Origin of the sequence: uncultured Bradyrhizobium sp., assembly GCF_936928535.1 — a bacterium.
GTDB lineage: Bacteria > Pseudomonadota > Alphaproteobacteria > Rhizobiales > Xanthobacteraceae > Bradyrhizobium.
The window spans coordinates 1-24,104 of record NZ_CAKZHY010000071.1 but is presented as its reverse complement, the minus strand read 5'-3'; the positions used below and the strand labels follow the sequence as shown (position 1 = coordinate 24,104).

Annotated in this window: 23 protein-coding genes; 7 read left to right on the top strand and 16 right to left on the bottom strand. The window is 62.6% G+C overall.

What is annotated here, in order from left to right; all coding sequences use genetic code 11:
* Positions 1-200 precede the first annotated feature (200 nt).
* Positions 201-617, bottom strand: a complete 417-nt coding sequence (locus Q0687_RS10910; protein ID WP_298875881.1) for a hypothetical protein — start codon at positions 615-617, stop codon at positions 201-203.
* 41 nt (positions 618-658) lie between these two features.
* The gene (locus Q0687_RS10905; protein ID WP_298875879.1) at positions 659-880 is read right to left on the bottom strand and encodes a hypothetical protein; all 222 of its coding nucleotides are present in this window, start codon (positions 878-880) and stop codon (positions 659-661) included.
* Positions 881-1,851: 971 nt separating this feature from the next.
* Between Q0687_RS10905 and Q0687_RS10900 the strand changes: the two genes are divergently transcribed.
* On the top strand, positions 1,852-2,025 hold the full coding sequence (locus Q0687_RS10900; protein ID WP_298875876.1) for a hypothetical protein: 174 nt from the start codon (positions 1,852-1,854) through the stop codon (positions 2,023-2,025).
* Here the strand turns inward: Q0687_RS10900 and Q0687_RS10895 are convergent.
* Positions 2,022-2,573 carry an NUDIX hydrolase gene (locus Q0687_RS10895; RefSeq protein ID WP_298875873.1) on the bottom strand — a complete coding sequence of 184 codons (552 nt, stop codon included), beginning with the start codon at positions 2,571-2,573 and terminating at the stop codon, positions 2,022-2,024. The two genes, Q0687_RS10900 and Q0687_RS10895, sit on opposite strands and share 4 nt — an antisense overlap.
* Before the next feature lie 732 nt (positions 2,574-3,305).
* On the opposite strand from Q0687_RS10895, the gene Q0687_RS10890 reads away from it, so the two are divergent.
* Both Q0687_RS10890 and Q0687_RS10885 read left to right on the top strand, forming a co-directional pair.
* Positions 3,306-4,922, top strand: coding sequence for an EAL domain-containing protein (locus Q0687_RS10890; protein WP_298875870.1), 1,617 nt, complete (start codon positions 3,306-3,308; stop codon positions 4,920-4,922).
* A gap of 164 nt (positions 4,923-5,086) precedes the next feature.
* Entirely contained in the window at positions 5,087-5,452 is a 366-nt protein-coding gene (locus Q0687_RS10885; RefSeq protein WP_363323944.1) for a VanZ family protein, read from the top strand.
* A gap of 54 nt (positions 5,453-5,506) precedes the next feature.
* On the opposite strand, the gene Q0687_RS10880 is transcribed toward Q0687_RS10885, so the two are convergent.
* Positions 5,507-5,950, bottom strand: coding sequence for a CHRD domain-containing protein (locus Q0687_RS10880; RefSeq protein WP_298875863.1), 444 nt, complete (start codon positions 5,948-5,950; stop codon positions 5,507-5,509).
* A 137-nt stretch (positions 5,951-6,087) separates the two neighbouring features.
* Positions 6,088-6,369 (bottom strand): hypothetical protein, encoded by a 282-nt coding sequence (locus Q0687_RS10875; protein WP_298875861.1) that lies wholly within the window; start codon positions 6,367-6,369, stop codon positions 6,088-6,090.
* A 338-nt stretch (positions 6,370-6,707) separates the two neighbouring features.
* On the opposite strand from Q0687_RS10875, the gene galE reads away from it, so the two are divergent.
* The gene (gene galE, locus Q0687_RS10870; RefSeq protein ID WP_298875858.1) at positions 6,708-7,694 is read left to right on the top strand and encodes a UDP-glucose 4-epimerase GalE; all 987 of its coding nucleotides are present in this window, start codon (positions 6,708-6,710) and stop codon (positions 7,692-7,694) included.
* A gap of 105 nt (positions 7,695-7,799) precedes the next feature.
* On the opposite strand, the gene Q0687_RS10865 is transcribed toward galE, so the two are convergent.
* The 11 genes from Q0687_RS10865 to Q0687_RS10815 all read right to left on the bottom strand — a co-directional run bounded on the left by Q0687_RS10865 (position 7,800) and on the right by Q0687_RS10815 (position 19,602).
* The gene (locus tag Q0687_RS10865) at positions 7,800-8,252 is read right to left on the bottom strand and encodes a hypothetical protein (RefSeq protein ID WP_298875855.1); all 453 of its coding nucleotides are present in this window, start codon (positions 8,250-8,252) and stop codon (positions 7,800-7,802) included.
* A 149-nt stretch (positions 8,253-8,401) separates the two neighbouring features.
* Positions 8,402-10,123 (bottom strand): chemotaxis protein, encoded by a 1,722-nt coding sequence (locus tag Q0687_RS10860; RefSeq protein WP_298875851.1) that lies wholly within the window; start codon positions 10,121-10,123, stop codon positions 8,402-8,404.
* 5 nt (positions 10,124-10,128) lie between these two features.
* The gene (locus Q0687_RS10855; RefSeq protein WP_298875848.1) at positions 10,129-11,220 is read right to left on the bottom strand and encodes a chemotaxis response regulator protein-glutamate methylesterase; all 1,092 of its coding nucleotides are present in this window, start codon (positions 11,218-11,220) and stop codon (positions 10,129-10,131) included.
* A 17-nt stretch (positions 11,221-11,237) separates the two neighbouring features.
* Entirely contained in the window at positions 11,238-12,092 is an 855-nt protein-coding gene (locus Q0687_RS10850; protein WP_298875845.1) for a CheR family methyltransferase, read from the bottom strand.
* Positions 12,093-12,228: 136 nt separating this feature from the next.
* Positions 12,229-14,031: a methyl-accepting chemotaxis protein gene (locus Q0687_RS10845; RefSeq protein ID WP_298875842.1), complete on the bottom strand. Its 1,803-nt coding sequence runs from the start codon at positions 14,029-14,031 to the stop codon at positions 12,229-12,231.
* Positions 14,032-14,098: 67 nt separating this feature from the next.
* Complete coding sequence (locus tag Q0687_RS10840) at positions 14,099-14,587, bottom strand: chemotaxis protein CheW (protein WP_298875839.1); 489 nt, start codon at positions 14,585-14,587, stop codon at positions 14,099-14,101.
* A 31-nt stretch (positions 14,588-14,618) separates the two neighbouring features.
* Positions 14,619-16,316 carry a methyl-accepting chemotaxis protein gene (locus tag Q0687_RS10835; protein ID WP_298875836.1) on the bottom strand — a complete coding sequence of 566 codons (1,698 nt, stop codon included), beginning with the start codon at positions 16,314-16,316 and terminating at the stop codon, positions 14,619-14,621.
* A gap of 40 nt (positions 16,317-16,356) precedes the next feature.
* Positions 16,357-16,818 (bottom strand): chemotaxis protein CheW, encoded by a 462-nt coding sequence (locus tag Q0687_RS10830; RefSeq protein WP_298875831.1) that lies wholly within the window; start codon positions 16,816-16,818, stop codon positions 16,357-16,359.
* Positions 16,818-18,917 (bottom strand): chemotaxis protein CheA, encoded by a 2,100-nt coding sequence (locus tag Q0687_RS10825; RefSeq protein ID WP_298875827.1) that lies wholly within the window; start codon positions 18,915-18,917, stop codon positions 16,818-16,820. The genes Q0687_RS10830 and Q0687_RS10825 overlap by 1 nt, the downstream gene beginning before the upstream one ends.
* A complete protein-coding gene (locus Q0687_RS10820) occupies positions 18,914-19,279 on the bottom strand; it encodes a response regulator (RefSeq protein WP_298875824.1) in 366 nt (121 codons plus the stop codon). The genes Q0687_RS10825 and Q0687_RS10820 overlap by 4 nt, the downstream gene beginning before the upstream one ends.
* Positions 19,279-19,602, bottom strand: coding sequence for an STAS domain-containing protein (locus Q0687_RS10815; protein WP_298875884.1), 324 nt, complete (start codon positions 19,600-19,602; stop codon positions 19,279-19,281). The genes Q0687_RS10820 and Q0687_RS10815 overlap by 1 nt, the downstream gene beginning before the upstream one ends.
* A gap of 285 nt (positions 19,603-19,887) precedes the next feature.
* Between Q0687_RS10815 and Q0687_RS10810 the strand changes: the two genes are divergently transcribed.
* The 3 genes from Q0687_RS10810 (at position 19,888) to Q0687_RS10800 (ending at position 24,049) form a co-directional block, all read left to right on the top strand.
* The gene (locus Q0687_RS10810) at positions 19,888-21,027 is read left to right on the top strand and encodes an HD domain-containing phosphohydrolase (RefSeq protein WP_298875821.1); all 1,140 of its coding nucleotides are present in this window, start codon (positions 19,888-19,890) and stop codon (positions 21,025-21,027) included.
* 184 nt (positions 21,028-21,211) lie between these two features.
* Complete coding sequence (locus Q0687_RS10805; protein WP_298875818.1) at positions 21,212-21,880, top strand: hypothetical protein; 669 nt, start codon at positions 21,212-21,214, stop codon at positions 21,878-21,880.
* Between the two features lie 18 nt (positions 21,881-21,898).
* Entirely contained in the window at positions 21,899-24,049 is a 2,151-nt protein-coding gene (locus Q0687_RS10800) for an adenylate/guanylate cyclase domain-containing protein (RefSeq protein ID WP_298875816.1), read from the top strand.
* The last annotated feature ends 55 nt before the right edge of the window (positions 24,050-24,104 follow it).

Below are 24,104 nucleotides of genomic sequence, written 5' to 3'. Positions count from 1 at the left end.
AAGCTCGCCGAGGCTGCCTGATATGATTCGAACTAAGGAAACGCCCGACTAGTCCCAACAACCTGGGCGTATTTCTGACAGGCACCTGTTCGCTCCTTCGATCCATGACTGCGTGACCGCTGGACCATATCAAAAAGGACCGAAGCACCCAACGAGAAAGCCGCGCCGGATTACCGCGCCGTTGAGCCCGAATCTTCGGACTAGCTGTTGAGCTGTGGTGGCTTGAAGTCGGGGAAACGCGTCAGCATTGCGGCCTTGACGAATTTCAGATGCGAAATCGTGCTGGCGAGCTCTTTGAGCCTGCGCTGACCGTTGGAAATATCGGCGGCAAAGAGGTCCTGATGATGGTTGTCCAGCGGCTCCCGCTCCAGGTATTCGTCGGTGCCGTTGCCAAAGGTGACCGATGCCCGGGCAAGCGCGTCATCGACACGCCGATTGAGGCCAGCCTGCTCTCTTTCAGCCGCCTGCAGCGCGGTATCCAGCGCTGTCATGATCGCATCGATCCGGACGCGGTCAGTCTCGGCGTCGCGCTCGGCCGAGCGAGCCTTGAAGCCCTTGTCCTCACGCCTCGGATTTAGAAGATTGTGAGCGCGCGCTCTCAGGAACAGCTGGAACATCTGGGCCATCCCACGTTCGAGTTCTAGGTCGCCACCATCGGTCAGACATAGTTAATAAAGTTTGAAGCCTGCGCCTCTTCGGTCCGACTCTGAGCAATCCAGCTCCGCCAGGCGAGATCATGCTTGTCGTAAAGCTCGAGCCATCGCACGTCCCGCTCCCCGACGGAGCCACCCGCCGACGTCATAGAGGGACCAACGTCCATCGACGGCAGATCCAACGCTTCGAATTCTGCGGTCTCATCCAACGACAGACCGATCAACACGCGATGTCCTTCCGGATCAACGAAATATCACCGCGGCGCGTGACGCTTTGGCTCAATCATCGCGACGGCCCTCATTGAGAATCCAGGGGCCGGCAAGACCTTCAAGTCGTCGACTATAAGCAAATACAAAAGCAATCGAACAAATGGTTACGCCTAAAAACGCAACAAGATACACCATCCAAGTTTCCTCACGCCGCGCCCCGCAATTCCGGGCGATCTGAGTTCTCGCAGGAGACCCGCCAATTTCTAAACCTCGCCTCCAAGGCACTCAAGAAGGGCGATGAATTAACCTAACCGCGCATGGTTATTTGCGGCACGGCGACAACTGGACCAGGCCGGTCAATTCGATCACGAAGACGGCAGGTCTCGGCCGGCTCCGATTGAGGCGGCAGTATAGGGCGCATAGAGACGATACCGCGCCGATCGCCGCCGAGACCGCCAGGCCCGCACGCCGTAACCGCTGCAAAAGCCTGCCGCAAAGATCGCCGACATCACTAGAATTGGTATCATTGGAATGTTCCCATTTTTCGGAACGTTCCTCCCTTTCATCGTCTCGTTGTGACGACTTCAAGGTCGGCACCGCCGAAAGTTTTGTCAGACGACGATGAAGTTTGTGCAACACGCTGCATCAGCGCGGGACAAACTCAAGCAAGACATTTCGTATTTCTAGAATTCGTCCGCGATGGGCCAACTCGAAGTGGCGAAGCGTCTTGATCGCGCTGATTGGCACGCGCTGATCGGTACTGGACAAAAATCCCGTGGTTATACGGAGCGTTATGGGCTGATTTCATCGAGGTAAGGTTGAGCAGTTAGCTTAATTCGGGTTGTTAGTTGCGCGCTTCTTCCGATCGCATATCCATGATCGCACCGGGCTCCCCCAAGCCCGGCCCCACCCAAGCAAAGCCGTCGAGCGAACATGGGTCGCTTGGCGGCTTTGTCGTTGTGTCGATGCGAAGAGGAATGTTTCGGTTATGGCGCGGAAGCCCTGGTCGTTCAAAGAAGACCGCCGGCTCATGGAGCTGGCAAAGTCTTCGACGTCGCTGGAAGAGGCAGCGAAGCAGCTCGGGCGCTCGCCCGACGCGATCAAGCGCATGGCGATGCGGCTTGGTCTGTCGTTGAAGTCGAAGACGGGTAAGAAGAGCTAATCTTCGAAACGGAGCAGTCCTCTTGCGGAGGCCTGTGCCAGCACACCCAAGTGGGTCTGCTCGCCAAATTCTCCCGATAGAACCATTCGGCGAAGCTCGCTCTGCGAGACCGAAACGACCTCGATACCGGACTCTTCGACAAAGCCAGGCTTGCGATCGCCAGTCCTGACAAAGAATGAATGAGTCGCATTGCTGATCCGGCTAGAGCAGGTCGCGGATAGTCCGATACGCTCGATGCTGATCGTGGGATAGCCGGTCTCTTCCAGAAGTTCACGCGCGGCGGTCGTTTGCGGATCTTCGCCCGGGTCGACCATTCCTGCGGGCAATTCAAGTGAGAAGCGCTCGATCGCCGGCCGATATTGCCGCACCAGAAGGATCTGCGCCTCGGTCGTCATGGCCAGGACGGCCACGTAGTCAGGCTGCGCAATTGCGTAATAAGTCTCCGCGGCAGCCTCGCGAGAGAAACTCACGTCCCGAGCTATGACCTCGAGGCAGGGCGAAACTGTCGTTCGTTCGACCCTCAGAATTTTAGGCAGATCCCGGCCCATCCGGTCTCCTTTGCTGACGCTATCACCGTGTCACGGCTCACGAGATCGTGGCGGCTCAGGCATGCCCGCCTTCCGTCCAACCCGCCGGGGAACATAGATGGCATGTCGGGGTTTGATTCTACGTCCAAGCGAGGTCAGGCCGTGCTGCATCTTGCCATTTCCGTCATGTTGATTTGGTTGGCCATCAACATCGCCTTCGTGGCGTTGAGGCTGCGAGCGACGCGATCTCCGCATGGCGTAAGGAACCTGAACAGGTCGATGACCCCCTATCACCCTGAGATCGTTTCCCTGCACCGCCAAATGCGGCGATAGAGGTTTGAAGCTGAAGGGTTTCCAAGACCTCCGGGCATGGGATTTGCCAGCAATCTCAAGGCGCTAGGGGCGAGGCTTCTTGGGCGACCCCATTCCTGGACTGGTTCCATAGGTGGGCATTCCCGTGCCTTTGAAGGCGCCCCCCATGCTGTCGGGGTGAGAACTCGTGCTGATGCCGCTCCGGCTCGCAGAACCGGTCTGAGTACCGGAAGCCCGATCCTTGGTTCCCTGTGCCGAAGCCGCGGCATCTCCAGCCACCACAGCCACCAAAACCACAATTAGCACCCGGTTCGTATCGATCAGCCAACGCATGGATCACCCCTCAGGCCACGCCGCCTACCAATTAAGCAAAACCCGTTCCCCGCCCCCGGCTTCGCCGGCGCCATTAAACCCTATCTTAGCGCGTCCCGACTAGGATCGATGGTAAGCCTCCTCAACCTCCGCGCGGGCAGGATGAAATTACAGCGACCGACCTTCGCGTTTGCAGCGCTCGTGCTTGCGAGCACGAGCGTGTTTGGCCTGGCTGGCCACCTGGCGGCAGAGAGCTTTATTCGCCACCAGCAGGTCCGTCAGCTCGACGAGTTGACCGAGGTCGTCCTGCGTCGCTCCGAATTTGCGGTCGAGTTCGCGGCCGCGAGTCTCGCCGAGCTCGGCAGGCGTGACGCGGTGAACTGCGAACCTGCGACGCTCCAGGCAATCCGCCTGCATGTCTATCAGCGCTCGGCGATCAAGGACGTCCGCGTTGTCAATCCCGACGCCTCGGTGATCTGCTCGGCCTATTCCGAAACGCTGGAATTCGACAAGGGATGGGTCGAGCGCCGGGACATGCTCGCATCGCACGACGGGAAACTTTCACTGTTCCGCGTTCAACAGTTCGGTGGCGACGCGCTCGGCGTTCTCAAGGATATCAACAGCAGCGTTGCACTGGTCGCCATTCTCGGCATCAATGCGAGCCTGCTCGACATCATGCCGTCCGAACTGCGTGGACACAGTGAGGTGACCCTCTCCTTGAGCAATGGGGAGAAGCTCGGCGAGTTCCAGCTGGATGGCGACCGGCCACGGCGGAATGCGAAGCGCTTCGACAGATCTTCCGACCGTTATCCCCTTCACACCACCATCGAGGTCGACGGCGCCGTCCTCTCGACGTGGAATAACGAAGCTTATTGGCCGGCGCTTGCCGTCGCCGCCGGGCTTGGCGCCCTCTTCGGTATCCTGCTGGCGCGCAGCCGCCGCACGGAGGGACCGGTCGCCGATCTCGATCGCGCCCTGACTGCAGGCGAATTCAAGCCGTATTATCAGCCTATCTTCGATCTCAGGACGAGAGAGATCAAGGGATGCGAGGTCTTGGCGCGCTGGGTACGCGAAGACGGCTCCGTCATCCCCCCGATGAATTTCATCCCTCTTGCCGAGTCCAGCGGCCGCATCCAGGCCATGACCTGGCAGATCCTGAAATCAGCCTTGTCAGATCTCCGGCCGCTGTTGAAAGCAGACAAGGATTTCAAGCTCTCCCTCAACGTCGTTCCCAAACATCTGCTCAGCGCCGGCTTCGTCGAAACACTTCGGCGTACCGTCTTGACGGCAAAAGTCGCGACACGGCAGATCGTGATCGAGGTGACCGAACGTGACGAGCTCGACGATCTCGAGCGCGCGGCCGCCGTCGTGACCGAGCTGCGCGAATACGGCTTCCGCGTTGCCATCGACGACGTCGGGGTCGGCCACAGCGGACTGTCGCGACTGAAGGGGTTGGGTGCCAACACGATCAAGATCGACAAATTCTTCGTCGATACAATCACCGTGGACGCATCGACCACGACGATCGTCGAGATGCTGGTCGCACTCGCCAAGGACTTTCGAATGACTGTCGTTGCGGAAGGGATTGAGACGGAGGAACAACTCCACGCCCTGGTCGCGTCCGGTGTCGAAGCCGGGCAGGGATATCTCGTCGCCGCGCCGCTACCTTTCGCTAAATTCAGGGAATTAATGGCGCCGCGTCATACCGCGAAAGCTCCGGCAAACGGTGCTGAGTTGGTGGCGTGACTGACGCGGCTGGTTCGAAATCGGGACAGACGCCCGAGCACCCCTGCACAGATGCGTCCCGGCACGAACCACCATTCATGAACACTGCATCAGCAAGGTGCGAGCTTTAACGATATTCTCCGCTTTTGAGAGCGGTACGCCGGTCCACCGGCTATGATGCCGCCATGCGCCGAAATCACCTCATGGCAGCCTCAGCAATCTGCCTCGCCCTCATCGCCTACGCCACTTTGGCGCGGCTTGCGGGGCGGCCCGCGCTGATGGGTCACCACGAGGCGTATTGGGTTGTCGTCATCGAGCGCTTCAGTGCCTATGGCTTGCTGGGATTTCTCTTCTCCTTCTTGCTGCCAGGCCGCTTCATCTGGGCATGCGCACTTGTCGTCGCCGTTGCGATGGGGCTGGAAGTGCTTCAGGCACTGACACCTGATCGCGATCCCGGTGTCCTGGACGTCTTGCAAAAGGCGGCAGGAGGCACCGTGGGGGTCATCCTCGCTCAGACGATCCTGGCATTCCTTCCCCGTCCGCCGTCCTGAGGCGGAGACAATCCGGCGCTGGCGAACCCGTCAACGCGCCAGAATATCGGTTGCCTACTTCGCCATCTGACCGCGCAACTCACCACCGGGATTTGCGGCCGTGTGAAGGTTCGCATACCACTTTCCGGCCAGCAGATCCGTCGCCTGACCTTCCGTGAGCGTCGCGGTGCCCTGGATCGGGCTCTGTACGGTCTTGAAGGGGAGCACGATGCCGGCGTTCTTTCCGGCCTCGACCGGGCCGTGGAAATGCGCACCCATCACAGGACCTGACAGGCCTGTATAGGTCACCGAATAGGTCAATGTCTTCGTCTCGGTGTCGTAGGTTGCCTCTGCCTTGCCCGACCCGGCTGAATTGTTCGGAGGCACCTCGTTGGTGCCCTTTAGACCGGCCTGCAGCTTCACGACCTCCGCTCTTGCGGCTGCAGCTGTCATGAACAGCAGCCCCAAGGTCGCCGCCCCCAAAGCACTCACGCAGACCCAATGATTGGCTTTCCTCATGGCACCCCTCCTGCGGGCTCTTCGGCCCAACACGGTTGAAACACCCACCGTAGCCGGAAATTCCGGATGCGGAGTTATGCCTGATTCGAGACAAGATCGCGGGAATCTCAACGTCTATTCAAGGCAGTGCGGGGCGATTAGGCCACCCCGCGCCGATGGACATCGTTCGGCGCCAGCAGTTCCGCCATCTGCCGGTGGGTGGCCTGGAGCGCCTCGATGGCGCTATCGAGGTCAAAATCCGACTCGCGGATAGAGGCAAAAAACTTGGCTGTCAGCGCCAGATCCAGTTTGACGCGGGTTGCCCCATCGCGACTCTTGCGACGGTCTAGCGACAGGTGGATGGCCCGCAATCTCGCTTCGCTGCTGCTGCATTCGCAAAGCGTCGCGAGCTCGTCATATGTCATCCAGATTTGTGGCATGTCCCTGTCCGTCCCTTGTTGTGGACCTCACCCTAGATTTGAGCTCTGAAAGTATGGTTGCTGCGAGCGTCTGGCGAGATTTTCGCTGCACGATGGTCAATTGAAGCTGAATCAAGAGCGGTTTGCATGCGCCCAAAAGGGCGCGATGGCGGAACCTCGAACGACCGGAGATATCCGTCTTCAGGGTCTCCAATGGTCCAAGGCTTGCAGCTTTTCAGGATCGTCAAACCGTTTATAACGAACCCGGTTGACGATGGCGCTACCTGTGCTTCGCGTGGACTTGCTGCCGGCGGCCTCAGCCTGGATGGATCGTTGCAATTGCGTTGGGGTAAAAGGACATGACAGACCGACCGACTATCCTCGTCACGGGAGGCGCGGGTTATATTGGCTCGCACGCTTGCCGCGCCCTCGCCGCTGCCGGCTATCGGCCCGTGGTCTATGACAATCTCACAACGGGACATCGCAGCTTCGTCGCCGGGGAACTGGTGACGGGCGATCTGCTCGACAGCGCGACGCTGGCGCGCGCCTTTGCCGACCACAAGGTGACGGCGGTGATGCATTTTGCGGCGGCGAGCCTCGTCGGCGAGTCCATGACCGATCCGCAGAAATACTACATCAACAACGTCCAGGGCACGCTGTCGTTGCTGCAGGCGATGCGTAACGCCGGCTGCCACCGCATCGTCTTCTCTTCGACCGGCGCGGTCTATGGCAATGCCGATTCCAAGGCGCTGTCCGAGGACTTCGCCTGTGCACCGATCAATCCTTACGGCGCCTCGAAATGGATGATCGAACGCTTGCTGGCCGACTATCGCGCGGCTTACGGTTTCGGTGCGTTCTGCCTGCGCTATTTCAATGCGAGCGGCGCCGATCCGGCCGGCGGCATCGGCGAATTGCGCGACAACGAGACCCATCTCATTCCGCGCGCCATGATGGCGTTGCAGGGACATGTCGAGTTTGCCGTGTTCGGCGACGATTACGATACGCCCGACGGCACTGCGATCCGCGACTACATCCACGTCACAGATCTCGCTGCAGCACATCTCGCAGCACTGAAGCTGCTGGAAACTGGACATGCCGGCGGCAGCTTCAATCTCGGCACCGGCTCAGGCTTCTCGGTGCGCGAGATCCTGAACGCCATCAGACAAGAGACCGGACGCGAGGTCCCCCACACTGTCAAGCCGCGTCGCGCTGGCGATCCGACCTATCTTGTCGCCGACCCCTCGGCTGCGCGAAAGATCCTGGACTTCGTGCCGCGCCACTCCGACCTGCCGACCGTGATCCGCACCGCCTGGGCCTGGCACCAGAAGGCGCATCCACGCAAATAGGATTCTAAAGCGCGATGAGATTGGGTTCAATCGTCATCGCGCTTTAGCTCTTTGTTTGAGCATGATCTTTTCGGAAAACCGCTTCACACTTTTCCGGATCATGCTTTAATCGCGCGCCGATCCGAATGGGCCGGGCGGAAGCGGTCGGCGCGGCCGCGACCGGCTGTCCAGCCCCTTGGGCAATTTGTCGGCATTGAGCTTCACGACCGCGCATTTGGCCTCAGTGGCCACGACGTCTTCCTGGCTGTAGATCAAGGTGCACTCGAACCTGACGTCAGGCGCCTCCTTTGCCGTGCCCCAGCACGTCGCTACCGCGCCGCCGCAATCGCCCGAGAGATTGGCCTCGACGTCGTCAGGACCAAACACGCTCGGATTGCCCGCGGTATGGCGCTTCACGGTCAGGACCGCCGTGAAGCGTTGCTGGTCGACCTGATAGGAGCCGCCATAGGTGAAGAAGCTGTCGCTGCCGGAAATTCGCCCCCCGGTCAAATCGACAAGGCCCGTGCCCTGGCCGCGCGGGGTTCTGAACCAGGCCGCGTATTTGCCGTCTCTCAGCATGAAAACATCCGTCGAAAAATTCAGACGTATTTGCGATCAACTCTGGGGCGCGACAATGACCGATATGGCCCGTGTTCCGCCACGGTTAACGCCCTGCAAAGCCAGTTCCTAAAATTGCCGGCGCAGCCTGCGCCGCAAGGGCAGCACGCTCAAAACAACTCTATGCCGTCATCCGCAGGCTCGACCGCGTCGACCCGGCGGGCGGCAGCGCTCGACGACAACCCAAGGCCTTGCAAAAAGTCCCGGTGAACCTCGCGCTCGCGCTCCATCGTGTAGCGCGCAAAGAGATCGTCGAGCAGCATCTCGTCCTGTTGCTGCGGCCGATGCGTGCCCGCACTTGCCGTCTCGAGGCGCGATGCAACCGCGGGCAGCGTTGCAGAGGACTCGCCGAGCGAGCTCATCAAGCCTTGCGCCGAATTCATCAGGCCTTCGAACTCGGCGCCTTCGTCGACGAGGCGGGACATCAGCTTGCCGAGCCGTTCGTTGCCGGCTTCGACCTCGCGGAGCGCCTGGAGGATCTGCGGCTCGAGCTGGGCGAGCTGGGCGGGATCGCCCTGGACGCGGAGCTGCTTCAGCTCGTTGGCCGACTGCTCGATGCCGTCAAGGACGGGTCGCAAGCGTCCGGCGCCTGCCGAGACCTGGTCGGCGGTCGCCTTGAGTTCGTTGGCGATGACGACGAAAGCGCTGCCGCGGCTGCCGAGATGGCTTGCCTTGAGGCCCGCGTTCATGCCGATCAGCGTGATGTCGACCGTGGCTTCGGCGAGACCTGCGATGGCCTGGCGGAATTTGGCGAGCGTCTCCTCGACGACCGCCAGTGCCTCGTCGACCGAACGCCCGGCGCTCTCGCAGGTCGCGATCAGGGTCGAGGCGTGCGCCAGCGTCTGCTTGATGCGGGCGAGGAACGACGATGAGGAACCGCTCTCGCCGCCGAACAGCGAGCGGCCGTGACTGACGATGCTACTCGCATCATTCAGGATCGCGGACAGAGCCCGGATGATCTGGCTGATGTCGCCGCCGAATTCGCGTTGCGCGTCCCTGAGCTGAGCCGCCTGCAACCGGCGGATCGCATGGGCGCCATCTTCGCTTGCGACGGGCCCGAGGACGAGGGTCGGCTCCGAGCCGGACGACGAACGCAAGCCGTGACAGACATGTTCGAGGCGCTGCCGCGTGCTGTCGCCGGCCTGCAAGGATATGATCGCGCTGCCAACGGCTTCGGCGATCTTCCGCGTGCTGCCGCTGGCAAGATCGGCGAGATGGCTGCTCTTGCTGCGCTGCTCGCGCAGGCCGGAATAGGCAGCGCCGAGCTCGGCGCTCTCCGCGACCAGCTGGTCACCGTAGCTTTTCTCGAACTCCTTCTGCCGGCCGGATGCCGTGATGACGGCCTCCGACAAGCGCTGCTGGTCCCGCGCACAGCCCTCGATCGAACGCTGCACGGCCTTGCCGAGATCGTAGGCCTCCTGCGTGAAAGCCAGAAAACCCTCGCGATCGCCATCGAGCGATGCCGCCTCGATCCGCGCGCTGCGTGCGATGATGGTGATCATCTGGATATGCTTGAACAGCGGCTTCAGCAGAGCGGACGCCTCGGTCGTACTCTTGCCGATCATCGCGAGCAGCGCGCTCTCGGCCGGCAGCGCCCGCGCCAGCTCGCTCAGTCGTGCCGCGATCTCCTGCAGCGCGGTCGCGGCGCCTTCGATCTCGGCGCCGGAGAGTTCTCCGGAGAGAGACGCGAGCCCCTGATTCAGCTCCTTGAAGATGATATGGCCGCGGCCGAGGTCATGGCCGACGCGTGCAAAGACGTCCTCGATACGCGACGCGACGCCTTCGATCGTGGCAATCGCCTCCGTCAAATTCCCGGCCGGCATGGCGGTCATCGCGATCAACCCGCGACTGCCGGGTGGCCGGCCTGATACCACTGCATGATCTCGCGCGGGATATGGTTCAGCGAGACCACCTTCTCGACGCCACCTTGAGCGATGGCTTCCTTGGGCATGCCGAACACCACGCAGCTTTCCTCGTCCTGCGCCCGTGTCGAGGCGCCGAGCTTGCGCATCTCCAGCATGCCGCGCGCGCCGTCATCGCCCATGCCGGTCATGATGACGCCGAGCGCGTTGGCGCCGGCATGCTGGGCCGCCGAGCGAAACAACACGTCGACCGAGGGGCGATGCCGCGACACCGGCGGCCCGTCCTTGATCGCGACCTGATAGCGCAGGCCGATACGATGGAGCAGCATGTGGCGCGCGCCCGGCGCGATATAGGCCCAGCCCGGCAGCACCGGCTCGCCATCCTCCGCCTCCTTGACGCGGATCTGGCAGACGCCATCGAGCCGCTTGGCGAAGGCCGCCGTGAAACCCGCCGGCATGTGCTGGACGATCAGGATCGGGGGACAGGTCGCCGGAAGCATTTCCAGCACGTCGTTGAGCGCTTCAGTTCCACCCGTCGAGGCACCGATGCAGACGATGCGCTCAGTCGTCGGCCGAACCTTGCTCTGCACCGGCGGCGGGATGATGGCGTCAGCGGTGAGCTTCTTCTCGATCACCCGCCGTTCCGTGCGCGGCCGCACGCGTGCACGCGCCGCCGACTTGACGGATTCGCGCAGGCGCGTCGAGCACTCGAGCAGCGCCTGGCGCGTGTCGATCTTCGGCTTGGGCACGATATCGACGGCGCCGGCCTCGAACGCCTCGAACATCACATGCGATCCCTCCTCCGTCAGCGAGGAGCAGATGATCACCGGAATCGGCCGCTGCGCCATGATCTTGCGCAGGAACGTCATGCCGTCCATGCGCGGCATCTCGAGGTCGAGGATCATGACGTCGGGGATTTCGTCCTGGAGACGCTTGGCCGCGACGAACGGATCGGACGCCGTCGCCATCACCTCGATATCGGGGTCGTCGTTCAGGATCGTCTGAAGGATTTGGCGCACCGACGCCGAATCGTCCACGATCAGTACGCGAACTTTCTCCCTCGGCATGTTGCAAGCGCTCCCGATCAAACCTGGAAAATGGTCGGCTGAACCTGCTTCAGGCCCGGAACAGAACTATGGACCATCGACTCGGAATGTCCGACCAGCAAATATCCGCCGGGCCGCAAATGACTGCAAAGCTGCTCGACGACCTTACGCTGTGTCGGCTTGTCGAAATAGATCAGCACATTGCGGCAGAAAATCATGTCGACGTCGCGGTCGACGGGATACGACTGATCCATCAGGTTCATCCGCATGAAATGCGTCATGCGCCGCAGTTCGGGCACCACCCGCACTTCACCACGCGTCTTGTCGCGCGGGGACAGGAAATAGCGTTTCAGGAACGGCTCCGGCACCGGCGCAAGCACATCGCGGGTGTAGATCGCAGTCTTGGCGAGGCGTAGCACCGCGGTCGAGATGTCGGTTCCGAGGATGCGATACTGAAACCGCGATCCGCTCCTGATCATGTCGTCCAGCACCATGGCGACAGTATAGGCCTCCATGCCGGTGGAGCTCGCCGAGCTCCAGACCTTCAGGTTAGCGTTCTTGCGGCCGTGCGACTTGAGCAGCGCGGGGATGGCGATCTCCCGCATGAAGGTGAAATGCTGCGGCTCGCGGAAGAAGTCGGTCTTGTTGGTCGTCACCACATCGATCAGATGGGTGAGCTCCGCGTCGAAATGATCGGGCTCGAACAGGTTCTCGACATACTCATTGAGATCGGAGAAATTCAGCGCTCGCACACGCTTGTGCAGGCGTCCCTCCAGCATCAGCCGCTTGCCCTGCGGCAGCTTGATGCCGACCTGACCTTCGATCAGTTCGGCAATGGTGCGAAAATGGCGGTCCGAAAGATGTACAGCCGTATCCTGCAAGGCGGGCATCATGGCCGCCAGCCCCGGTCCCAAAGGCCCGCATGCAGTGAATATCGGGCCTTCAGGGCCATTTTGGTTCCTATGCGTTCACACAACAACAGAAGAGGGCAGGTCCGCCTTCAAGAGCGGCCCCGTCCTCCCCAAAGCCTCAGCGCTGAAAATCGGCGTCCCGATCATCCTCACCGTCGTTCATGTCGAAGGCGAAGCCACCGCCTGCCACCTTCATCGCGCGCGCCGGCTTGGACTGCGGCTTCTTGGCGGGACGCTCAGTCGCCGCCATGGTTGCAGCCTTGGCGCGGAGCTGATTGACAGCCCGGTCGATCGGCGCCGCGGCCTGGCTCTTGCCGCCGTGCTCGATGCGGAAATAGGCGATCGTCGACTGAAGCTGCTCGGCCTGCGAGGCGAGCTCCTCCGAGGTCGAGGACACCTGCTCGGAGGCGCTGGCGTTCTGCTGGCCGACCTTGTCGAGTTGCTGAATCGCCTGATTGATTTGGGAGGAGCCGACGTCCTGCTCACGGCAGGCCGCGGTGATCTCCTCGACGAGCTCGGCCGTCTTCTTGATGTCCGGGACGAGTTTGGACAGCATCGCACCGGCTTCCTGTGCCACCTTGACGGTGTCGGCCGACAGCGTGCCGATCTCCGCGGCCGCCGCTTGGCTGCGCTCAGCAAGTTTGCGCACTTCGGAGGCGACCACGGCAAAGCCCTTGCCGTGCTCGCCGGCCCGCGCCGCTTCTACCGCGGCATTGAGCGCAAGCAGATCGGTCTGGCGCGCGATCTCCTGCACGATGGTGATCTTCTCGGCGATGGTCTGCATCGCGCTCACGGCGCGCCCCACGGCGGCACCGCTGGCTTCGGCGTCCTTGGCCGACTGCGCCGCGATCTTTTCGGTCTGGTTGGCGTTGTCGGCGTTCTGCTTCACGTTGGAGGCCATCTCTTCCATCGAGGAAGATGCTTCCTCGGCGGACGAGGCCTGCTCCGTTGCACCCTGCGAGAGCTGCTCGGCGCTGGCCGAGAGCTCCTGGCTGCCGGCCGAGACGTTCTGCGCCGCCGTGAGGGCTTCCGACACGATCTGGCGCAGCTTCTCGACCATACGCTCGAGCGCGATGCCGAGCGTATCCTTGTCCGACAGAGGCTTCGCCTCCACGGTGAGATTGCCCTGCGCGATCTCATTGGCGACGGCGGCCGTGGTGTTCAGGTTCTTGGTCATCGCATTCAGCGAGTTGATGAGATCGCCGATCTCGTCGTTGCTGGAAACGTCGATCTTCTTGCTGAGGTCGCCGATGGCAACCGCGTCCGCCAGGCCGACTGCGCGACCGAGCGAGCGACTGATATTCAACGCAATCCAGACGGCGGCCACGACGGCGATCACCAGCGAAGCGAGCACCAGGCTGATCAAGATGATCTCCGCACGGCTGCCCTCGGTCCTCGCCTCCGCGCTCTCCTCAGCCATCTGCTTTTTTACGTAGTTGATGTAGTCGCTCGCGGCATTGAGTGCGGGCGTGGTGGACTTCAGGCCTTCGTTCATCGAGTGGTCGGCAGCCTTCAGCTTGTCCTGCTTGGCCATCCTTAGTGTCTGGTCCTGCACTGCATTGGAACTGGCGTAGGCCACCCCAAACGCGTCCAGCATCTTTCTACCCGCCTCGCTCGCGCCAGCATAGGCTTCGTCCTTGATCTTCAGTGCGCGCTCGCGCATCTGAGAGATCTGGCCGATGAACTTGTCCTGGTCCGCTTCCGTTGCCGCGAGGATCGTGTTCTTCTCGGCCCGCACCTGAAGCAGGACACTCTCCTGCAATTCGGCAACTTTCGCGAGCCGCGCCGCCCGTGCCGAAAGGTGTTCAGTGGTCGAGACGGTGTCGTTCAGCTTCAGATAAGCGACGCCGCCGGCAATCATCGACAACAGAATGACGACGCCGAAGGCGCTCGCAAGTTTCGCTTTGACGGTAAATCTCATGATCAGCCCCGGTCTTCCGATTTGATGATTGATCTGCTCACGCGTGACGCTGCACTCACAGTCCCATTCAGGCCGCGCAGGACGCATCCATCGGCGTGGCCCGTCCCTGCGGAATCTCGTCATGCGCCATCAACTTGGCCAGGTCGAAAATGACGACGAACTTGTCGCCCTTGCGGCCGATACCGGCCGCATAATCGGACTGCCATTTTCCGCCGACTTCGGGGATCGGCTCGATCGCCTGCTCGTCGATGTCGGTGACCTCGAACACGCAGTCGGCGACGAAGCCGACGCCGACCAGGCGATCTTTCATCGGCACGTCGAGGATGATGATGCGGGTCGCCTCGGTGGCCGCCACGTCCGGCAGGCCGAGCTTGGTCCTGAGATCCACGATCGGGTAGCCGGCACCGCGCACGTCGATCATGCCGAGCAGGAAGCTCGGCGCATGCGGCAGGCGCGAGATCGGCCGCATGTCCAGGATTTCCCGCACGTTACGGATGCTGATGCCGAACGTCTCGCCGGCGAGCCCGAGCGTCAAATATTGAGAGGTTGCGGCCATTGCTTCAGTCCAGGATCAGTTGTTGACGTGGTCAGCGCTGAAATTCTGCGTCGCGATCGTCTTCGCCATCGTTCATGTCGAAAGCGAAACCGCCACCACCCGCGACCTTCATCGCGCGCGCCGGCTTGCGAGCGGGCACGGGTTTCTTCGCACCGCGCTCCGCCGCCTGCATCTGCCCCGCCTTGCTGCGGAGCTGGCCGACGGCCCGGTCGATCGGCGCAGACGCTGCGGCCTCACCACGCCCGGATTGCTCGATGCGGAAGAACGAGATCGTCGATTGCAGCTGCTCGGCCTGGGAGGCCAGCTCTTCCGAGGTCGAGGACACCTGCTCGGAGGCGCTGGCGTTCTGCTGGCCGACCTTGTCGAGCTGCTGGATCGCCTGGTTGATCTGCGAGGAGCCGACATCCTGCTCGCGGCAGGCGGCGGTGATCTCCTGCACCAGCTCGGCCGTCTTCTTGATATCGGGAACGAGCTTAGAGAGCATCGAGCCGGCTTCCTGGGCGACCTTCACGGTCTCGCTTGACAGCGTGCCGATATCGGCCGCGGCGGCCTGGCTGCGCTCGGCGAGCTTGCGCACCTCGGAGGCGACCACCGCAAAGCCCTTGCCATGCTCGCCGGCGCGGGCTGCTTCGACCGCGGCGTTCAGGGCCAGCAGGTCGGTCTGACGTGCGATCTCCTGCACGATGGTGATCTTCTCGGCGATGGTTTGCATCGCCTGGACGGCACGGCCGACGGCAACGCCGCTGGCTTCGGCATCCTTGGCCGACTGCGCCGCGATCTTCTCGGTCTGGTTGGCGTTGTCTGCGTTCTGCTTCACGTTGGAAGCCATCTCCTCCATCGAGGACGAGGCTTCCTCGGCCGACGAGGCCTGTTCCGTTGCGCCCTGCGAGAGCTGCTCGGCGCTGGCGGACAATTCCTGGCTGCCGGCGGAGACGTTCTGGGCCGCGGTGAGCGCTTCGGCCACGATCTGTCGAAGCTTCCCGACCATCAAGTTCAGCGACTTGATGAGGTCGCCGATCTCGTCATTGCTGGCAGAGGGGATCGTCTGGTCGAGATCGCCGCCGGCGACTGCTCCGGCAAGGCTGACTGCACGGCCAAGCGAACGGCTGATCGAGATCGAAATCCACAAGGCGGCAGCGATCGCAGCCATCAGCGAGATGCCCAGGAGAGTCATCAAGAGGAACTGGGCCTGATGCCCTTCCTCCTTCGATGTGACGGCCTGTTCGGCCATCTGCTTCTTGGTGTTCTCGACATAGGCGCCCATCGATTCGAGCGCCTCGTTCACGATCTTGCGGCCCTCGTTGGTGGAGCGATCGGCCGCCTTGACCTTGTCGGTCTTGGCGATGCGGATCGTCTCTTCCTGATAGGCATTCATCTTGGCGTAGGTCACCGCAAAGGCGTCGAGCAATTTCTTGCCGGCCTCGCTCGCGAGGGCGTAGACTTCATCCTTGGTCTTCAGAGCCGCTTCGCGACGTTTCGCGGCGTCGGCTGCGGCCTGATCGACCTCGCTGTCGTTGCCGATGATGGCGTTCTTTTCTGCGCGAAGCTGGATGAGAATGTTCTTCTCGACCTCGGTTGCTTTTTCCATGCGCTTGGCGCGCAGGACCATGCTGTCGGCCGTCGCCATCATGTCGCCGAGCTTCACATAGGCGACGCCGCCGGCGACCATCGACAGGACGATGACCAGACCGAACGCGCTGGCAAGCTTTGCCTTGACCGTAAATCTCATATCCAGCCCCTTAAACCCGGTCTCGCCCCGAGACCTCATTTCAATTCAGGATGCGTTCCATGTTGGGAACGATGACAAACTCTTCACGCCATTTCGCAATGAAGCGAATGAACTCGGGCTTCCAATGCATGCCGACGCGCGGTGTCTGCTGCACGGCGGCCTGCGAGATCTCCGTAACTTCATAGACCTTGTCAGCGGTGACGCCGACCAGCACCGGCTCGTTGTCGAGCTCGATCTCGATGACCACAATGCGCGTTTCGGCGGAATCGTCGAGCTGCGGCATGCCGAAGCGGATGCGCAAATCCGCGAGCGGAATGACGTTGCCGCGTACATTGATCACGCTGGGAACGAAAGTCCGCGCGCCCGCCACCTTGGTCACGGGCACGGGGTCGATGATCTCGCGGACGAGGCCGGCATCGAGCGCGAATTTTTCCTCACCGAGGCCGATCATGACGACCTGCATCGCGTCCGCCTGGTGTTCGGCTGCCTGTCCGTCGGTCATCACGCCGCCTCGCTGATATGCTGCTTCTCGACCTTCGACTGCGCCAGCGTGACGAGCTGCGCGACGTCGAGGATCAGCGCCGCCGTGCCGTCACCCAGGATGGTCGCACCGGAGAAGATGGTGACATCCGAATGCAGCTTGGAGAGCGACTTGATGACGGTCTGGTGGTTGCCGATGATCTGGTCGGCGACCAGGCCCACATGAGTTTCGCCGGTCGAAATGATGATCGTCTTCTGGTGCCGATCCGGCGTACCCGACGACGACATGATCTCGCGCAGGCGGAGGAAAGGCACGAGGTTGCCGCGCACGTTGAGGAAATTGCGACCGCGCGAGTGCTCGTCCTCGGCGGTCAGCTCGATGCATTCCTCCACGGCCGACAGCGGGATGATGTAGCGTCCTTCGCCGACACGGATCAACAGACCTTCGATGATCGCGAGCGTCAGCGGCAGACGGAGCGTCACCGTCGTGCCCTGGCCCGGCCGCGTCGACAGGTCGATCGAGCCGCGCATGTTCTCGATGGTTCGCTTGACCACGTCCATGCCGACGCCGCGACCGGACAGCGCCGAAATGGTCTGCGCGGTCGAGAAGCCCGGATGGAACAGGAACTGGTGGATCTCGTGATCGGAGAGCACGGCGCCGGCGGCGATCAGGCCCTGCTCTTCAGCTTTGGCGCGGATGCGGGCGGTGTTGAGGCCGCCGCCATTGTCCTTCACGGTGACGAGCACCTGCGCACCGGAGTGCACGGCCGCAAGCTCGATACGGCCCTGCTCGGTCTTGCCGTTGGCCGTGCGGGTCGCGGTGTCCTCGATACCGTGATCGATGGCGTTGCGGATCAGGTGCACCAGCGGATCGGCCAGGCACTCGATCATGGTCTTGTCGAGCTCGGTATCCTCGCCCGTCGTGACGAACTCGACCGGCTTCGACAGGTCACGCGACAGATCGTGGATCAGGCGGCGGAAGCGGCCGAACAACGAGCCGATCGGCACCATGCGTGCGCCCATCGTGGTATCGCGCAGGGACGAGGCGAGACGTTCGATCTCCTCGGCGATCATCTTGATCGAGAGATCGGAACCGGAGGCCGCGAGCTGGGTCAGCCGCGCCTGGGCGATGACGAGTTCGCCGACGCGATCCATCAGTTCGTCGAGGCGCTCGGCCTGGACGCGGACCGTGGCGATGCCGCGATCGTCGCGCTTGGTTTCGGCCTTGGATTCCGGTTTGGATTCGACCTTCGCTTCGGGCTTCGCCACCGGCCGCGGCTCCGCCTTTACGGCAGACTCTGCGGCGACTGGCGCGGCAACAGCCTCAGCCATCGGGGCGGGCGCCTCGACGGCCGGAGTCGGCTCCTCGTCGAGGAGTAGGAACAGCGGCGCCGGGGCCGGCGCCTCGACCTGCTCCAGCGGCGAGAGCGTCAGCTTCATCTCGTCCGAGACGAACATGAAGACGTCGTCGATAGCAGCCTTGTCGCAAGCCGCGTGCAGCTTGACGTCCCATTTGAGATAGCAGTCTTCCGGCTCCATCTCGTCGAGGAACGGGATGCCGTCGGTCACGGGAACGACGAAGCAGGGACCGAGCTTGCAGAGATCTTCCAGAAGATCGAGCGGATTCGATCCGTTGCGCAGGATGTGGGATTCGAATTCGAGGTAGAGGTGCCAGCCGGCCTGCTTGCTCTCGGCGGGCACCAGAGGCGGCGCTTCAACGATTTCAGCAACCGCGGCGGCTGGCTGATCCGAGGACACGAAGCGCTTGAGATCGTCGAGGATGGCTTCGCCGATGATGTCGTCCGTCGACTGCGGATCCTCGATCAGCGCGCGGATATAGTCCTTGGCCGCGAGCGCGACCGAGATCAGCTCCTGGGTCGGCTTGATCTCGCCCTTGCGGACGCGGTCGAACGCGGTCTCGAATTCGTGGGTGAAGGATGCGACCTTGTCGAAACCGAACATCGCACCCGATCCCTTGATCGTGTGCAGCGCGCGGAAGGCGGAATCGACCAGTTCGCGATCGTCGGGACGCAGACCGAGATCAAGCAGAGCTCCTTCCAGGACCTCAAACAGCTCGCTGGCTTCCTGACGGAAGACCTCGGTCGGGTCCATCGCACTCATGCGCGCACCAATTTGGCGACGACGGCGAGCAACTGCTCGGGCTTGAACGGCTTGGTGATCCACCCCGTGGCGCCGGCGCTCTTCGCTTCCTGCTTCACCGTTTCGTTTGATTCCGTGGTCAGGAACACGATGGGCATGCCGACCGCGCTCGGCAGCTTGCGCAGCGCCTTGATCAGCTCCAGCCCGTTCATGACGGGCATGTTGAGGTCGGTGATGACGAGGTCGAGCTTGCCGGCCTGGGCCTTGGCGAGGCCTTGCGCACCGTCACCGGCTTCGATCACGCTGTGGCCGGCCGGCTCGAGCACGACCTTGATCATCTGCCGGATGCTGGGAGAGTCGTCGACCGTGAGAATCGTGGCCATTACATGCCATCTTTCTTTTGCGGGAAATGCTGATCGATCATCGCTTCGCTGGCGAAGCCGGCGCGGCGAAGGGTGTTGCGCAGAGACCGGGAGAAGGAGGTCAGGACCACCGGGCGGCCTTGGGCATCGCCGGTCTTGGCAGCCGACAGCAGAAGCTGGATCGAGGTGACGTCGGCCTTGTCGACGCTGGAGCAATCGATCTCGAGGCGATCCTGCCGACCGAACGCGTCGCGGATCAGGTCATACACGCTGCGGATCGCAGCAATGCTGCAATCAGCAGGCAGCCGCAGGGACCACTTCGGCTCGGTCACATCAGACGACATTCGCCCCCCAATTCCCAAGGATTCGGTGCACGCATCGCGCGAATCCCGCACGTTGACTATTCGGGGCGGACCGTATTCAAAACCCTAATGAGACCCACCGTACAACTACGGGTCACATTCCCTGGAACTTCGCGTATGCATGCAAGCGTGCATGTGGCGCTCAAATCTCGTGCGATGCGCGCAACTTCGAGACAGTTTGCCGCGCCCGCAATGTTTGCTCCACGTTAAATCACGGGCGCTATTGCTTGAGGCCATGCTTCGCCATCCGAACGAGTCCGGCCGCCGATGCTGACCCAAGCGCTTCTGGTTGATGACAGCCGCTCTGTCCTCAATTTCCTGAAACGTCATATCGAAGCGGAAGGCCTGGTCGAGGCCACGACCTTCCTCGACCCCGTCGAGGCGCTGGCTTGCGCCCGCGAACGCGCGTTCGATCTTGTGCTGGTCGACTACGAAATGCCGCACATGGACGGCATCAGCTTCATCCGCACGCTTCGTACGCTGCCGGGCTGCGTCGACATCCCGATCGCGATGATCACGTCGCGGCAGACCGACGACGTCAAGATGGAAGCGCTGCAGGCAGGTGCAACCGATTTCCTGCCCAAGGCACCGCAGAGCGTCGAGATGACCGTGCGCCTGCGGAATTTGATTCAGCTTGGTGCAGCCGTACGCAAGCTCAACGATCGCGCTGCGCATCTGGCGAGCGAAGTCGCGGCCGCAACGCGCAAGCTCGGCGAGCGCGAGGAAGAGATCATCCTGAGGCTCGCGCTCGCGGTCGAGTATCGCGACAACGACACCGGCGAGCACACGCTGCGGGTCGCCCGCTACAGCCGCATCATCGCCGAGCAGCTGGGCCTCCCGGCCCGCCTCTGCCGGGACATCTATCTCGCGGCTCCCCTGCACGACGTCGGCAAGGTCGCGATTCCCGACAACATCCTGCTCAAGCCCGGCAGGCTGACCGACGAGGAAATGGCCGTCATCCGCACCCATGCCACGATCGGCGAGAAGATCCTGGCCGACTCCAGCTGCGAGCTGATCCAGCTCGGCGCACAAATTGCCGCAGGACATCACGAGCGCTGGGACGGCGCCGGCTATCCAAACGGCCTGAAGGCCGACGAGATCCCGGTCCCGGCGCGCGTGGTCGCGGTCGCCGACGTCTTCGACGCCCTGACGACGCGGCGCCCATATAAAGAGCCGATGCCGCTGGAGGTGGCGCGCGACTATCTGGTCCAGAACCAGGGACGGCAGTTCGACCCGGCCTGTGTCGAGGCTTTCCTGTCGCGCTGGAATGAAGTGGTCGGGATCGCCACCGGGCAAACGACGCTGTCGCAGCAGAAATCCGAGGCCGCCCTTTCACCCTTTATATCAGGGCTGACCGGGAGCCCTCCGGACCGGGACCGGGCGCCCGACGCCGTGGCGGCGGTCTGACATCCCGCCTACGGGTCACGGTTTGCGGCGACGCCGTTTTCTGTCATCACAGGCTTGAACCTGTTCCTGCTAGGCTGCAACAACACCAAGAGTGATTCTGATCACACTTGGCTCGGCCATCCCCTGCTAGGCTCGCGCCGGGACGTGGGTCAGTTACACACCGTTCGAACTGGAAGAGACAGTCATGAGAACCTTGATCGGCGCCATCGTCGGCGTGATTTGCCTGGCCGCCCCCGCCGTCGCGGAGACACCGGCCGCGATCGTCGAGGACGTCCAGGGCAAGGTCGACGGCATCGAGTTTATGGACTACGTGGCGCCTGGCAAGATCATCAAGCTCGGCCCCAAGGCCGGCGTCACGCTCAGCTATCTGAAATCCTGCCTGCGCGAAACCATCACCGAAGGCGTGGTGCTGGTCGGCGCCGAGCAGAGCACCGTGCAACTCGGCAATGTCCAGCGCGTCAAGGTGCCGTGCGATGCCAACGCCGTGCAGCTCTCCGAACGCGAGGCGAACCAGAGCGCGGCGACGACGTTTCGCACCATGCGAGCCGACGCCAACAGCGCGCCGGCGAAACTGCCGACCATCTACGGCACCGCGCCGCTGATCCAGGCCAAGAGCGGCAGCACGCTGACGGTCGAACGCACCGACGGCAAGGAGCCCGCGATCAGCCTGCCGCTCAAGGGCGATATCATGGTCGCCGGGAAATTCTTCGACCTCTCGAAGGCCGGAAAGTCGCTGACGCCGGGCGGCAGCTATCTCGCGAAACTCGGCAACAAGCGCTACACCTTCCAGGTCGATGCCAGCGCCACCGCCTCGCCGACGCCGATCATCGGCCGTCTGCTGCGGCTCGAATAGGCGACCTGCGGCAGCGCGATGCGGCGGATCGCCAGGCGGGACATCGTTGCAGCGATCCTGATTGCGCTCCTTGCGGGCTCGGTCTTCACATCTCCGCCGCTTCAGGCGCTGCAAGGCCTTTCGCTCGACATCCTCACGGCCTTGCGCTGGGAATTGGTCGGGGACCGCCGCGATCCCGCGACATCGCCGGTCGTGGTCGTGGCGATCGACGGCGAGACCTACGACACGCCACCCTTCAAGGGATCGCCGACGCAGACCTGGACGCGCGAGATCGGCCGGGTGCTCGGCAGCATCACCGAGGGCGGCGCCAAGGTCATCGGCTACGACGTCATCTTCAAGAACTCGATCGAGCAGTCGGAAATCCCTTTTGGGGATACGTCATTCGGCAGCCGCCTGAAGGGCTTCGACCGTGATTACCTGATCGCGCTGCGCAAGCTGTCCGACAGCGGCAAGCTCGTGCTCGGCGAGGTCCTCGGCAACGATCATCCGGAGTCTCCCTTCCCGGCACAGCGGCTCGCGGTGAAGAACAATGTTCGCGCCCTCAACGTCTACACCGACCCCGATGAGGTGATCCGGCGGATGCCGCTGAGCTTTTCCATCGCAGGCCAACAGGTGCCTGCCATGGCCGTGGAACTTGCCGCACGCGCGCTGGGTGCCAAACCCGAGACCGGGGCGAGCGGCACGGTGAATTTGTCGGGCTACGCGATCCCCAGCGCAGTGCCTGGTACGATGACGCTCAACTTCCGCGGCATGGGCCGCGACATTCCCGCCTACTCCTTCGCCGATTTGCGCGCCTGCGTCGAGAAGGGCGACACCGAATTCTTCCGCCGCGCCTTCGACGGCAAGGTCGTGCTGCTCGGCAGCATCCTCACCTTCGACGACCGCAAGCTCACCTCGATGCACCTGGCCCACGGATATGATGGGACACCCGGACCCCGATGCACCCTCCCCGCGCCTGCGAACGCCGAGCACAACGCCCGTAGCCAGATCGCAGGCGTTTTCGTCCATGCCGCGGTCGTGCGAAACCTGATCGAGCATGACGCCGTCACCGAGCTCGGCTTCCCGCAGCGCTTGCTTCTGGTGATCGCCTTCGCCGCGATCATGGCTTACGCTGCCGGCATGCTGGCGCCCGGCGGCGCCTTGATCACCTGGCTGGCCCTCTCGGCTGCCTACACCGCTGTCGCCGTCGGCACCTTCGTCCATGCATTTGCGCTTCCGCTGACCGAGCCTGTGCTGGCAGGTCTCGCAGCCATTGCGATGATGATCGGCTACCGCTTCGTGATCGCCGACCGCGAAGAACGCTTTCTGCGCAAGAGCTTTGCGTTCTATCTCGCGCCAGAAGTGATCGAGGGCATGGTGGCCTCCGGCAAAATGCCTGTTCTCGGCGGCGAGATGCGTGACATCACCATGTTCTTCTCGGATCTCAGCGGCTTCTCCTCGATTGCCGAGAAGATGACGCCGGCCGAGCTGGTCGCCTTGATGAACGACTATCTGTCCGCCATGACCGACATCATCGAAAGCCATGGCGGTTATGTCGACAAATATATCGGCGATTCCGTCGTCGCGATGTTCGGCGCGCCGGCCGATGATTCCGACCATGCGCGGCATGCGGTGGCCGCCGCGCTAGAATGCCGCAATCGGCTCGAGGAGCTCAACGACAGCCATCCCGCGTTCCGGGGCCGCGGCCTCGCGCACCGCATCGGATTGAACAGCGGCGAAGCCGTGGTCGGCAATATCGGCTCGCGGCGTCGCTTCAACTACACCGTCATGAGCGACACCGTGAACCTGGCATCACGCCTCGAAGGCGCCAACAAGTATTTCGGCACCGTGATCATGGCGTCCGAGGCGACTGTGAAGCAGAGCCGCGACGCCTACACCTGGCGCGAGCTCGACATGGTCCGGGTGCAGGGCCGCGACGAGCCGATCAGGGTGTACGAGCCGCTCGCCGAGAAGAACAAGGAGTCGCAGGAGCAAGGAATTCGTGCGGCGACCTATGCCAAGGGGCTTGCGAGCTGGCGCGCGCGCGACTTCGCCAAGGCGGCCGAGCAGTTCGAATCCGCCGCTGGCGATGATCCGCCATCCCGGTATTTTGCCAAGCGGGCCCGCGCATTGGCGATGAATCCACCGCCCGCCGATTGGACACCGGTGAATACGCTGGAAGGTAAGTAGCGGCATCAGCCAAGCGTGCTGGCTTCCCCTCTCCCCTTGTGGGAGAGGGTGGCTC